Annotated in this window: 9 protein-coding genes; 3 read left to right on the top strand and 6 right to left on the bottom strand. The window is 56.7% G+C overall.

Annotated features, from left to right (window positions below; translation table 11 throughout):
* Positions 1–111: 111 nt before the first annotated feature.
* The 6 genes from U5A65_RS19080 to tssB all read right to left on the bottom strand — a co-directional run bounded on the left by U5A65_RS19080 (position 112) and on the right by tssB (position 8901).
* On the bottom strand, positions 112–870 hold the full coding sequence (locus tag U5A65_RS19080; protein ID WP_321946977.1) for a hypothetical protein: 759 nt from the start codon (positions 868–870) through the stop codon (positions 112–114).
* A gap of 137 nt (positions 871–1007) precedes the next feature.
* Positions 1008–1898 (bottom strand): hypothetical protein, encoded by an 891-nt coding sequence (locus U5A65_RS19075; protein ID WP_321946976.1) that lies wholly within the window; start codon positions 1896–1898, stop codon positions 1008–1010.
* On the bottom strand, positions 1895–4249 hold the full coding sequence (locus U5A65_RS19070) for a hypothetical protein (RefSeq protein ID WP_321946975.1): 2355 nt from the start codon (positions 4247–4249) through the stop codon (positions 1895–1897). Before U5A65_RS19070 ends, U5A65_RS19075 begins: the two co-directional genes overlap by 4 nt.
* Before the next feature lie 65 nt (positions 4250–4314).
* Positions 4315–6654, bottom strand: coding sequence for a type VI secretion system tip protein VgrG (locus tag U5A65_RS19065; protein ID WP_321946974.1), 2340 nt, complete (start codon positions 6652–6654; stop codon positions 4315–4317).
* Between the two features lie 104 nt (positions 6655–6758).
* Positions 6759–8306 carry a type VI secretion system contractile sheath large subunit gene (tssC, locus tag U5A65_RS19060; RefSeq protein ID WP_321946973.1) on the bottom strand — a complete coding sequence of 516 codons (1548 nt, stop codon included), beginning with the start codon at positions 8304–8306 and terminating at the stop codon, positions 6759–6761.
* An 82-nt stretch (positions 8307–8388) separates the two neighbouring features.
* Positions 8389–8901, bottom strand: coding sequence for a type VI secretion system contractile sheath small subunit (gene tssB / locus U5A65_RS19055; protein WP_321946972.1), 513 nt, complete (start codon positions 8899–8901; stop codon positions 8389–8391).
* 572 nt (positions 8902–9473) lie between these two features.
* On the opposite strand from tssB, the gene tssK reads away from it, so the two are divergent.
* From tssK to U5A65_RS19040, 3 genes are read left to right on the top strand one after another with little or no spacing between them, the layout of a single operon-like run.
* Positions 9474–10826: a type VI secretion system baseplate subunit TssK gene (gene tssK / locus U5A65_RS19050; RefSeq protein WP_321946971.1), complete on the top strand. Its 1353-nt coding sequence runs from the start codon at positions 9474–9476 to the stop codon at positions 10824–10826.
* Positions 10823–11578 (top strand): DotU family type IV/VI secretion system protein, encoded by a 756-nt coding sequence (locus U5A65_RS19045; RefSeq protein ID WP_321946970.1) that lies wholly within the window; start codon positions 10823–10825, stop codon positions 11576–11578. The genes tssK and U5A65_RS19045 overlap by 4 nt, the downstream gene beginning before the upstream one ends.
* The gene (locus U5A65_RS19040; RefSeq protein WP_321946969.1) at positions 11575–13368 is read left to right on the top strand and encodes an OmpA family protein; all 1794 of its coding nucleotides are present in this window, start codon (positions 11575–11577) and stop codon (positions 13366–13368) included. The genes U5A65_RS19045 and U5A65_RS19040 overlap by 4 nt, the downstream gene beginning before the upstream one ends.
* The last annotated feature ends 44 nt before the right edge of the window (positions 13369–13412 follow it).

The following is a 13412-nucleotide window of genomic DNA, read 5'->3' as shown; positions in this document are numbered from 1 at the left end:
GACATAATGGTGTTGTTAAATAAATATCATCTGTCAACACCTAACAACTACCTTCCCTCATCAAAGGGCTGTCGTGAGTCTCTAGCCGTCCACAGCATCGTTCAGTGATTCTCAATTTGATCGCGCATCGACTGCAAGCGCGCTGCATAGCAACCACATCTGTACTGCCTTCTTACCCCCGTTATAGCTGATTTGACACCACCCGGCCGTGGCCTTGTCAACAGTGACCTTATCTCCCGCTATAAGATACTTCTTTGTTTCATCCTTAATGCTCGGCAAATCAAAGAGATAACTCTTATTTTTAACTTTTGCACTAATAATTTTATCACCATTCATTAATGACGCGAATGATGAATCCACTGCCCGTCGAACATCTTTCTTTGTTTGATAAGGAAATACATATGTTACTCGCCGATTGTTAGATATCCAGCTGTAGTCGGCTCCAAACCAATCAGAGGCACGCTCATCACGGCGAAGGTTGTTGTCGGCTATGACAAAAACAGAAACTGAATAGAATTGTCCAGATGAATTTTCCTCTACAAGAGACTGGCGCACATCCACAGAATGAATCACGGCTATTCTGTTATTATCCTGATCAGTAGCCAACGGAAATGAATCGACGATTTTACCAGGCGATTCATCATAGAGAAGGCCTCGCCCCATCGCCTTTACTGGAGCATTACCATTAGATATATAATATAGAGAAATTGCGTCTTCGCCAATCGGCACCCCAGTATTCGAATTCAGCACAGGCTCCTGAACAAAACAGACTATTCCATTTGTCAAGATTAATGGGTGAAAACCTTGTTTTCCTTGAATATCCGAGCACCTGCTTTTCGCGAATATCGAACCGCTCATCAGGAAGATCATGACGAACTTCAGGAGATTAGTCATCGGTACATTTCAAAGCGAGTTCTCTACTTCAGATGAAAGAAATTTCTCTGCGATATAATTTTCGACTGAAAAATCCCTACAGCCTGAATTCGTCGGGCGAGTTACCGAAATATTCAACGCGCGCGCACTCTGGCTCGCTCCGGAATTTTAGAAGCTAGTCCACGGTTGGTCATTTCAATAACGTATTGAGCGTAAGCTATTTTAGCGTCGTTTTTATAACCATTTTTCCAATACGCGTCTGCCAGATTTAACTTGGCAACAACCCGCGTGGGAAAGTCTTGATTAATCGTCAACAGAGCCGGAAGTGCGTCGAATGCACGTCCTGCATCTGTAAGATAGAAGGCGAGGTCGTTAATATCTGAGACATTATCCGTAGTGATGTAGTGCGCCAACTCTCTTGCGTCAAATGGTGACAATGAATTCAAGAATTTTTGGAGCATCTGTTTCGATTCCCGCGCACGATTGAATCTGGCGAGCTCAGTAGTGACATCCTTGGATACCTCGGCGGGGGATTCATACGTATATGGGCCGCTTTCGCCAAGCAGCGGGCAGTTTAAAACTCTCTCGATCTGCTCGGATGGTATTAATTTACCGGCAGGTACATCCGGCCTTTCACCGGTTATTTCCCTGATTAAACACCAATTCCTCTTCATATTATCCCATTGATAGACATTTTGAAAAATTTGACCGCCGTTGCTCGCACAACTTCCATCGACTACAATTTGAGGTAGATGCGGGACAACGTACAACGATAATGAGCTACATTCATCAAATTTTGCGACTGCATAATTGAAGTTTTGATTCAGCGATGATGAGTGATACTTCACCATCAAGCCGCCTTCAGTTTGGCGGTATAAAAAATGACTCGGCATTCCATTGCCTTCGAACACACCAACAATGGAAAATTCAGTGCCAGCGGATCTAGCTTGAGAACCAAGAAGGAATGTAAATATTAATAATATCGCGATCCTTAAACCACGATGATGACGATTCTTGAATATCATTTTCCGACACCTAATGCAGATAAACGACCTTCGGCGTACGTTCGAACTTTTGTTTTCTCTCCTATTAAATACCAACCGCCATCGAGAGGGTTTCCTTTCTCATCAGTTGGCCTTCCCGCAGCATCATCCAGCTCAATATATCTTTTATATCCCTTGATAGCTTCTTCATTCGTTTTGGTCGTAATCCCCTCTTTTTTCAAAAATGGGTCATTCCAAAGCCCCCAAGCAAATGAAGCTCTTTTTTCGTTGTAAGCAGCACTTTCTTCAAATTTATAAACGCCGTTGTTGTTCAATTTTAAACATCCTTTTATTTCCATGGCCTCCACAGCCCTGTTAAAGTAATTTAATCTTTTTGAGTACCCGTTGAATCCACCATTCACCACTCTCGTAATCCAAATGAAATCATCCTTCTCACTAGCGGTCAGGAGATTATGACGAATTGCAAAAAACCATGCTGCCGAAAGCACTGCATCAGGATTTTTCTCAAGTTTCTCCATTGCATTTGAACTGGATGTAACATCCATTCCAGAATATTTTTGATATGCAGTGTAATTTTCTTTGAGAGTAACCTGGATGAGACCTCGGCCGCGCCACGGATCGTAAGGGTGGTGATCGCCTTGTTCCTTGGTATAAGCAAATTCTGCACTTTCGGTTATGGCCTGCGATAGAAAATGTGCCCGGGAAAGGCAAGAATCAAATTTATAATCAACAAACGATTTGTTAATTCCATCAATGAACCGTTTGATAGTCGCATTGGACGCAATAGTCGTAATCCTGCCAACTGTCTCTACCGATATTTCCTTGTTTGCGCAAGTGCAATTATCGGAGAGGAAATTTGCCACTAACGCGATAGGATGTAAATGGTAGACATCGGACGTCGGGAACTCCTCGATACCTGCTGCCACATCCGTCCACCAGGCCAGCTTGTCAATGCGCTCTTGCTCGCAGTCGTACTGCGCCTTGTTGTCTGATTTCTCCTCAAGCGCGACAATCAGTTCTTTCCACTTGCCCGGGTTCGCCCACTCGCTTTCGTGTTTGACGATAAGACGGGAAGCTGCCTCCATGAGCCACGGGTACTGGTTGCCATCCGGCTTCGACATCGTGCACAGATCCACAGCAGCCTGCTTGCCGTCACCCTTGGGAAAGAGCGCGGCGTACACCTTGGTCATAAGTTCGCTGAGCTTCGTGCGATCACCCAGACCTGCCGCGTCGCTGCCACCTGCATAGTCCACCCATTCGTCTGTGGTAGAGAATATGCTGTGCGCGTGGTCCGACTCACCGTCAAGTGGCAGAAAATCTATCCAGCTCTGCGCGAACTCCCGTGTGACCTTACCCTTGGGAAAATTGAACTCACGCACCCAGCCTTCAATTGATCTTCTCAATGTGTCAGCGCTATCGACCTTCCACCAGTTCACCTTGTATTTAGCGCTTGCGTCCGTTGTCTTCTCAGTAAACGGATTGTCCTTTCGCTTTTGCAGTGCCGCGAGCGAATAGACCCGCGTGACATCGGTAACTGGCGCATTTTGCCCTTGCCCAGCCAGCGTATGGTTCTGAAAGAGCGGAGTCTGGGTCTGCACGCGCAAAATGGTTGGGCTGGCAGTTAGCCCCAGACCTGCCCAGTCTTCCGAGGTGCGACCAGGTTGATTCACCCATTTGCGCCCCTGCTCGATAAACTGCACGATGCCGTCGTCACTGAACACTTCGATGTGTACCATGCGCGAACCACTTGTGCGCAATCTCAGCGAGTCGTAGCAGCCGAGGTGCCCGATCAGTTCTCCCGCCTTGATAGCGATGCCCTTGCCATGGGAGTCAAGTGTGATCGTCACCTTGTCACAGCCGGAATCGTCCAGATCCTTGGGCCAATATGCAGGAAGTTTTCGTTTCGGTGTACTCGCGTATTCTCCGTGAGCCATCAAATGCATGTAGAGGCTGTAGAACGTGAGACAGTTGCCTTTGGGAAACTCCATCTGATGACGCACCAGTGTGAATGCGGTGCTGTAGTTCGAGGTGTAAAACGCATTGCCGGGAGTGCCTGAGAGGCCCGCCGCAAACGACGGCATGGGAATGGGAAGGTAACTTGCAAGCGGCCACTTATTAATTCGATAAGCCACTACCTCTCCGTCCGCGATACAACGTACCCCTGAGTCAAGGTCAAGCGATTGCCCGGCACCGGCCTCCGTAACGTGAATGCCGCCATGCCACATTCCGCTCGGACTCACGAGATAGAAGCCGCCAGGTTCGTGCTCCGCGAGGAGCCGATAAATGTCGTGCTCGTCAGCGAACGGAATTCCTTTCCCATCCGCTGTCTGCCCCCGCTTAAGAAACGGAAACGCGAACGAAAGTTGCGCCACGCGTGTATTCGCAGATGCGGGAGCCTGCGCGGGAGTCTTTATCGGAGGGTGCGCCATGATTGCCTTTACTCAGAAAATCCGAAATTCAAAAGGCCCTTAACGTCTTTGACAGGCGTCGCGGTCCAGGAAGGGAAGCTGAAATTGCCGCCTTCGGCGCCGTTGACCGTCAAATTGCCCTTAAGCTCGATTTCGCCGGCGGGACTGGCAAGCGTGATCTTCCCGCCGGCGAGCTTGATGTAAGCACCAGATCCATCGCCGATGGTGACGCCCTTGCTGCCAGTGATGACAGTCTGACCGTTTGACGAACTTACATTCATGTCTTGCATGGACATGACCTCCATTGCGTCTCCCTGTGACTGAATCTGAATCTTGCCTTTCGCGCTGAAGATTCGAATGCCGAGTCTCGCGGAGAAGATCGAAATCGCTTCACCAGCTGCAATAGCGATACGCTTCATAATGCCGATATCCATCCCCGCGCCAGCTGTGGCGAAAAGCTGCTTGCGTGCGGAAATCTGGAAATGAGCCCCACTGGAAATGCCCACGCCGTCAGGGGCACTAGCGACTATCACCGACTTCTTGAGATTAGTGAGATTCTCTTCGACAAGCGTTCGTTGCCAGTCGATTTCAGCGAGGATTGCTTTCGCTGCCTCCGCGCTGTCATTAAGAGACTTGAGAATATCCTCGGATTGCCTGAAGGTCGCGTCCGCATCCTGCATAGCAAGCTGCTGACCGGCTGCCGCCGGTTGCGCCTCCGCGGAGATAAGGACGCCTTTTGCGCCCCGCACTGCCACCCGTTCGTCCGAACGCAGTTCAGCGCCCTGTCCCCGCTCCTTGCGGTCCCCATCCACCATATGCCCCAGGTTCAGCTCGCTCGTCTGGAACGGTGTGGTCAGGTGGATGTGCTCGATACCTTCCTTGTCCTCCATGCGCAGTTCGTTCTGCGCAGCGGTGCGGATCAGGTTGCGGGTGTTGTTCAGGTTGTTGACGAGGTCCGGATGCGAGCTGTCGTGCATCGCACCCATGATCACCGGCCGGTTTGGATCGCCCGCCGTGAAGATGAGACCCACTTCCACCGGATCGATGAGCGGGAAGTGGTGGCCGTAGTTGTCGCCGCTGTAGGGTTTGGCCAGCCGCACCGGACGGCTTGTACCACCCGGACTCCACGTGTCCAGGTCGAACGGCAGGATGACAACGTACCAGCCCTGCTCTGTCAGATATGCATATTTGTAATTCCCAGGCGACGTCACGCGCGCCGGGAGGATACCCTCGATGCGTGGCTGTGCGACCGACGAGAGCGACGTACGCCACACCCGGTCAGCGGGAATGCCCTCGAACGTGATCCAGAATGGCTTGCTACGGCCACCGGAGAATGTCACCGACGTCACGAAGATCCCGTACGGTGCGTCGACGGGCTCCGGGTCGATGCGCATCACCTCACCCGCTTCGAGCCAGAACGGATTGCCGGTTCCGTGATACGTGATCTGCGTGGCGAGCCACGCCTCATGGCGCAGGCGCGCGATCTGACGGCCCTCAGCAGGCGTCTCGTAGTGCTCGCCCCAGTGGTAGTCGACCGCATTGGTCGTCGCGTCGTTGGGCGCTGCATTGGCGTCCACCAGCAGCGAGACATCGGCCTGACGGTGGTTATAGTCCTTCAGCTGTACCGACTCCGGCACCCGCCGTGTACGCCGCTCGAGTGTCTTGATCGCTTCGGCGCCCGAACTCTCGAGCCCGGAGTCCGACCGTAGGGGTACCACGCGCTGCTTGCGCGAATACGCGTCAAGGTCGTCACCAAAGACGAGCACCGCGCGATCCTTCTTCTGTTCCCAGCGAAACCATATCCCCTCCTCGGCGCACAGGCGCTGGATGAAGGCGAACGTCGTTTCGTGATACTGGGTAATGTACTCGTGGCGCTTGTACTTGCCGCGCAGATTGAATTCGAAATCCACACCCGCACGATATTCATAGTGGCGCAGCGTGTCGGTAATGATCTCTTCGGCCGACTGCTTCTGGAACAACCGACTCGTCACGCCTCTGGCCAGATCGGCCATCTTCGGCTCCAGCACCGCCCGGTAGAGCGTCTGGTCCGCCGACGTACCCAGCTCCTCGAAACGAGTGATGATGCCGTACACGCTATAGGGCGCAGGCGCCTTGCTGAACTGCGCCGCGTTCTCGCCGAACATCTTTCGCAGGCCGTCCATGTTCGGGTCGACCGGGGTCACCACGAACTTCGCGGGACGCCCTAGCACCTGATCCATCGGTATGGCCGCCACCGGGCTCGTGAAGCGGACATCGTACTGGTAGAGCTCGCTGATGCCGTCGCTCCCCTCGAATTCCTGCACCGAGAACGGCGCTGGCTGGGGCGCCACGATCAACTGATAAGCCTGCAGGTACTGGTCGTTCGACATGCTGCGACTGCGCCTCAACTGGAAGGATCTGGATAAGCCAACGCCGGAGCGCCCGGGTGGACGCTCCGGCTTCCCCTGTTACCGCGGCTGACGCCTGGCGACGTTCAGCTCTTCGCCTTCGGCATCTGCGACACAAGCGAGAGCCCGATATCCATGCCTTCCACCTGGAAGTGCGGGATGATGAAGAGCTTGATTCGGAAGAAGCCCGGGTTGTCCTCGATGTCTTCAACCGTCACCTTGGCGTCCCGCAGCGGATGCGAGGCCTGCAGTTCATCGCCCGGATCCTTCATCTCGGTCACAAGCCCCTTGATCCAGTTGTTGAGCTCGAGCTCAAGCAGACGCCGGTCCTTGGTCGTGCCGATGTTCTCGCGCTGGATCAGCTTCAGGTAGTGAGCGATGCGCGAAAGCAGGAAGATGTACGGCAGACGCGCATTGATGCGGCTGTTAGCCGTGGCTTCCTTCGTCTCGTACAGCGCCGGCTTTTGCGTCGAGTTCGCCGAGAAGAAACAAGCGAAGTCGTGGTTCTTGTAGAACGAGAGCGGGATGAAGCCCAGGTTCGCGAACTCGAACTCGCGCGTCTCGGGAATCAGCACTTCCGTCGGAATCTTCGGCTGGATGCCGGTACCGAGGTCGTAGAGGTGCACGGGGAGATCGTCGACCTTGCCGCCGGCCTGCGGGCCGCGGATCTGCACGCACCATCCGTTGTTCACGAAGCTGCGCACCATGTTGGTCGCGAATGCGAACGACGCATTGACCCACAGATACCGGTCGTGATCCGGGCCCTTGACGGCCTCCTCGTAATTAAATGCGCGCACCGGCGTGGTGTCCTTGCCATAAGGCAGGCGACCCAGCACGCGCGGCATCGTGAGGCCCACATACCGTGCATCGTCCGTGTCGCGGAAGCCCTTCCACTTCAGATACTCGGCACGGTCGAAGTAGTTGCCGATATCCTGGATGGCGGCCACCTCGTCCATCGACTTCTTGCCGAAGAACGCTGCGCCCACCGAACCAATGAACGGCATATGGGCCGCCGCGGCCACCTTCGAGATGTTGCGCAGCAGGGCGATATCCTGCGGCGAGTTCTCGAACTCGTAGTCGCTGATCATCGCGCTGACGGGCTGGCCACCGGGGGTATCGTATTCGTCGATATACGTATGGCGGTAAAGGCCGCTCTGGATGACCTCCGGTGTGTCTTCGAAGTCACGCTGTAGTGCATCCTTCGAGACGTCGAGCACCTCGATCCTCGCGTTCTTGCGGAAGTCCGTGCGCGAGACGAGCATCTTCAGGCCACGCCAACGACCTTCGAGCGCCTGGAACTGCGGGTTGTGCATGACCGCATCGAGCTGCCGGCTGATCTGCCGGTCGATCTGACCAATGTGGAAATCGAGCAGCGACTTGTCGAGACGGTCAACAGGCTGGCTCGACTTCGAGACCAGTTCGAGAAACGCGCCCATGCCGCGCGCGATGCGCTCGTCGGCCGATGCCTCGGAAAGCATGTCGCTGTCACGGAACGCTTCGAGCGGACGCGCCTGAGCAACCGGCTTGAGATTGATCTTGCTGCACAGCGCCGCGTACACGCTGTCGGCGGCCGCTGCCGGGGCGTCATGCACGACGGTCTCTGTCGCACCCTGGCGGGATTCATTCTGTTTCATGTCCTTACCTTTCTGCTTTCGTGTGGTTCGTGCGACTACGTAAGTTCGGAATGCGGTGAAGGCCTGGCGGGCCTTGCCCCGTTCAGGCATGACCTTCCGGCTGGGTGGCTGCCGTGGCGATCTGCGCGAGCTCGCCACGCAGCTTGTCAGACAGGCCCTTGTCCTTCAGGACCTTTTCGAATTCGCGGCGGAACGTCCCGTTATCGAGCAGGTTCGACTTGAGATCGCGCAGCAGATTGCGCATCGCGAGCAGCGCACGCAACTCGGGAATCTGGCGGGCAACGTGCTCGGGTTCGAAGTCCTTCATCGAACGGAACGAGAGATTCACTGGCAACTCGGTGCCATCGGCGGCAAGCGTGTTCTCCGCTTCCAGTCGCAGGTCGGGCGCATAGTCAGCGAGCACCGCATCGAAATTGTTTTTGTCGATGCTGACTTTCTTGCGTGCGGCAAGGGCTGCCTGTTCGCGTCCAGCGCTGAAGTCGCCGGCAACCAGCAGCTTGAGCGGCAGTTCGACTTTCTTTTGAGCGCCCCCGGTATGGAGGTCAAGCGTAATTGAGACCCGTGATTTTGGGATTTCTCTTTGAAAGCTGTCCAATTTGGGCTCCACGAATATATTCGATTAATTCCCGCAGAAATCCCCAGATTCTCATGGCAGTGGCCCATATTTCGGATTTATCCAATTCAGGACAAGTTACCTCGAGACACCTACTCCAGTTTTCGCTGCGGCCTCATGCGGCAGCCATTTAATAGTTCAAACCGGCAGCTGTCAATTCGAGGAATCATTCGAAAAAACACACCCCATCCATGATGTCAGCTAATAAATTTTCTCTCTATGCATTTTGATTTTCGGCATGCCGATCAATCTGATTGATTTTATTTTGGTATAGATGTCTGCCTTGCTTCCCATCTCGCCGAGCACTATATGCTTTTGATCCATCTCAAATAACGAAACAAATGCATTTCAGTTTCTCGAAAGATCCTTTTCATCATCTCCTCACAATCATAGTCACTAAGTAGTCCATATCAACCAGAAGCGGGTTCACCGGTGGCATCATGCAGCGCGATGCGTTCGAATCGGGACGGCACCGGGATGTGCGATACGTCCGAAGCGACGCCTGCCCCCCACAAAAAGCCCGCAGATCAACAACAGCAAAGACCACCTCACCCATGCGAATCGACAAACCGCTGTGGCACGAAGGGCTGATCCTTTCCCAGCAACATTTCCAGCAGCAGGATCGCTATACGGGGTTCGCGATGCAGCAGATCGCGACGGCCGCTCTGGCCTATGCCTGGGGCACGCTTGCCGTCTCGATCGACGACGAGGCACTCGAGACGGGACGCCTGAAGCTCGTCACCCTGAAACTTCGCTTTCCTGACGGCACACCGATCGACACGTCGCTCGCTGACGCATTGCCGCCCGCGCGTGATCTCAACCAGGCACTGATCGCAGACCGGCAGAGCATGGTCATCTACGCGGCTCTTGCACTCGCGGACGCCAATGGCAACAACTGCCGCATGGATGAGACGCCGCTCGCGCGCCCGCGGAGGTCATATCGGGAGTACGCGAAGGTCAACGACCTGAACGGGGCGAGCGAAGCCGAAATCTCTGCCGAGCGGTTGGCCGTACGGCTGTTGTTTGATTTCGAGGAGCACGCCGATGACACGGTCTGCGCGGTTGCCCGCATCACGCGTACAGCAAGCGGTCAGTTTCGCGTCGACGAGAAGTTTGTGCCAGCCTGCCTGACACTCGCGGCGCATCCGTTGCATGCCGCGCGTATCAATCGTCTCGAAGACATCCTGCTCGCGAAAAGTGCAGCGCTTGGCGCTCGTCGTAGCGAACGCGTTGGCGAAGTGACCGAATATGGTGTTGCGGATGTGCAGCTATTCTGGTTACTGCACTGCATCCATAGTGCATGGCCGGAGCTACGTCACTACGCGACGAATCTCACCCGGACACCCGAGCAGCTATATCTGACGCTCGCACGGCTTGTCAGCGCGCTCGCGACTTTCTCCACAACGGCGCTGCTCACGGACATTCCCGTCTACGATCACGTGCGCGCTGACGAGGTATTCACTAAGCTCGAATCAATGGTCCGGGATCTGCTGGACGCCATCATTCCGTCGCGCGTGGTGGCAATTGGCCTTGTGAGTAAAACGCCGACCACATGGGCGGCGCAGATTCTCGACGAACGTCTGCTCGACGGCGCCGTCGACTGGTATCTGTCCGTGCACGCTTCGTCTACCGCCTTCGATCTCGTCGAACTGGTACCCAAACTTTGCAAGATCGGCGCACCAGACGACGTCGGACAGATCGTCAACGCAGCGCTGCCTGGCATTCCACTGAAGGCGGTGCAGCGTGTGCCGGCCGCGATTCCTGTGCGGCTGGACAACCAATACTTTGCACTGGATGCAGGTAGCGCTGCCCATGCGCGCATGCTCGCGGCACGTGCCGCCCAAGTCTATCTGCCCTCGTCGATACCCGACGCCACGCTTGAACTTTACGCGGTGCTGCGCTCATGATCGGTCTCAATTTCAGGCGAAATTTCAACCGCACGGAGCCTGCATTGCAGACGGGCCGTTCGAGGGACGTCGTCGCGGCACCCGGCGAGCCCCCTGTCAGCGGTATCCGCGATCTGTTGCGCAACACAGCCTTGCTCGTGACCTCGGTTGCCGAAGGCGGGATCGCCCAAACGGCCGGGAGCATGCAGAAGCGTTGCCGCGAACTCATCCACGACTTTGCTGACGGGCTCCATCAACGGGGCTACCCGGACGACGTGTGCATGGATGCGAGAATCGCGCAATGCGGCCTGCTTGACGAAGTCGCCCTGCGTCACCTCGACGGCAATGACCGTGCCACGTGGGAGCTGCGCCCCCTGCAGGTCGAATTCTTTGACATGCATGACGCGGGCGAGCGTGTGTTCGAGCGCCTTGAGAAGCGCCTGCGGGACCCTGTTGCCAACGTCGATCTGCTCGAATGCTACTCAAGCGTGCTCGGCATGGGCTTTACCGGTCGCTACGCGCTCGACGGCGGGGCCAGGCTCGATGAACTGACCAGCACACTGATTACGCGAATCAACAAATCGCGGGCAGCGGCTACCCCCTCCTTCACCACAGATCACACCGTGCGCCGTCCTTCGGACTGGCTCTACAGGCTGTCATCGTGGGCGGTCCTCGGCATCTGCTGCGTAGTGGCAGCATTGCTGTGGCTCGTATGGCATGGGGGCCTTGACATGCAGCTTGCCCATCTTCTTTCGGGGAAGTCGCGTCCGTGAAGTCTGCCCCGCTCAAAGGAAGCGAGGGACGCGCCCACGGGCGCACGTACCCGCTTCGCCTCAATGTCCTGCTCGCCGTCATTCTCGCGCTCTCGCTGATCTGGCTCGTGCTGCCGCTCGCGCGCGCTACCGCCTGGGCGCTCACGACCGTTGCCATTGCCGTGGCGATTGGCCTTTTCGTGTGGCGCACCCGTCAACTCGCACTGGCACGCCGGCAGAATGCGCAGGTTCTGGCCGCCCTTGGTGCAGCGATGACCGCCATCCCTGACGGGCTACACACCGGCATGCCGCTTGTCATGCTCACGGGTGACGCGCTGCCTGCGCTGTTTGACCGTGACGGCACCTCGCGCCTCGTCTGGATTGGCGACGGTGCAATCTGGCTGCGTGTCGACGACCCGCGCGATCTCCCGCGCCTCGCCATTGCGGTGCGGCACTGGCGCGACGGTCGCTCGCCCGATGGCGTTGTGCTGAGTATTGCTCCCGCAATACATCCCAACACGGACGCACTCACACAGAAACTGCGTCTGGCGCGCCAGTCAGTAGCCGACGCCTGCCGCATGCTCGGCACGCGTCTGCCAGCCTATGTGTCGATCTATCAGCGTCTGACGAGAGGCACGCATGCCGCCGTAGACGGTACGCGTGTTGACGGCCCTGTCGCCGCGCAATGGCACGGCGTAACGACAAGCGCGCCACACACCGGCTCGTGGAATTTCGAGGTGGCTGTGCGTGCCGCCGGGGAGGCGATTGAAACTGCCGCCAGCAGGCGTGAGGCCGCCACGTTAGTTGCACGCTCAGCCGGCCTTGATTCCCTCATCAATTGGACGCAGCGTGTCGTATTGGGGACGCTCGCGGACCGACAACAGCCCGCCGCCCCGTGGCCGCTATATGGTGCGGGCTGGATCGACTGCGGACCGGCTAGCGGGCCAGCGTGCCTCTGGGAGCGCGAAGTCGAACAGCGTACGACGATCGCCCCTGCTGAAGTCGTCGCCTCCCCAACGCCATGGCCCCTGCCGCAACCGCTGATCGAGGCACTGCCTGCTCCCCGGTGGGTCTCGCCCTGGATGAGCGCCTTCGCTCATGCGCTCACACTCCTCACTTGCGCGGCGGGCATTGCATTCTGGGGCGCCGCGAAGAATAACGAAGCACTCCTCACGAGGATCGGCGCAGACCTCGCACGCTTTCGCTCGATACCTGCGGCGCACGACGCACCACGGCGCGACGCCCTGCAATCGCTCGTGGCCGATCGCGATCAGCTCGACCGTTATGCCCGGACTGGTGTGCCGTTGAACCTGTCATTTGGGATGTACCACGGCGCGGGTTTGATCCCGCCGCTCGACGACGCTATCGCCTCGTACGTGCCGCCTCCGCCGCCGCCCACCATCGTGTCCCTCGACAGCATGTCGCTCTTCGACAGCGGCAAGGCGCAGCTCAGGGACGGCTCGAACAGGGTCATGGTCGGCGCCGTCGAGATGATCCGCGCGAATCCTGGCAAGCGCATTCTCGTGGCTGGTCACACTGACATCGTCGGCGACCCACGCGGCAATCTGGCGCTGTCCGTTGCGCGCGCAGGCGCCGTGCGCGACTGGCTCGTCGATGCGTCGGGCATTCCCGCCACCCAGTTCGCCATCCAGGGCTATGGCGATACCCGTCCGGTCGCGGACAACAACACACCAGAGGGACGCGCCCGCAACCGCCGGGTCGAGATCACACTCGTTCCGGACGATATCGCCGCCCACCCGGCAACAGCTGCGGCCGCGCCACAGGTTCGTTCGGCAAACACACCGGGGTAGTTCTTTTTAGCCCCCGAAGCGCAGGCTTCGGGATGTTGAAGCCC

The organism is Paraburkholderia sp. J10-1 (assembly GCF_905220165.1).
Classification (GTDB): Bacteria; Pseudomonadota; Gammaproteobacteria; order Burkholderiales; family Burkholderiaceae; genus Paraburkholderia.
Note: the sequence above shows the minus strand (reverse complement) of the source record. Positions and strands in the feature narration are given on the sequence as shown.

Coding starts and splice junctions, on each gene's coding strand:
- tssC (WP_321946973.1), bottom strand. CDS start 8,306: ATGAAACAGAATGAATCCCGCCAGGGTGCGACAGAGACCGTCGTGCAT.
- U5A65_RS19080 (WP_321946977.1), bottom strand. CDS start 870: ATGATCTTCCTGATGAGCGGTTCGATATTCGCGAAAAGCAGGTGCTCG.
- U5A65_RS19065 (WP_321946974.1), bottom strand. CDS start 6,654: ATGTCGAACGACCAGTACCTGCAGGCTTATCAGTTGATCGTGGCGCCC.
- U5A65_RS19075 (WP_321946976.1), bottom strand. CDS start 1,898: ATGATATTCAAGAATCGTCATCATCGTGGTTTAAGGATCGCGATATTA.
- tssK (WP_321946971.1), top strand. CDS start 9,474: ATGCGAATCGACAAACCGCTGTGGCACGAAGGGCTGATCCTTTCCCAG.
- U5A65_RS19045 (WP_321946970.1), top strand. CDS start 10,823: ATGATCGGTCTCAATTTCAGGCGAAATTTCAACCGCACGGAGCCTGCA.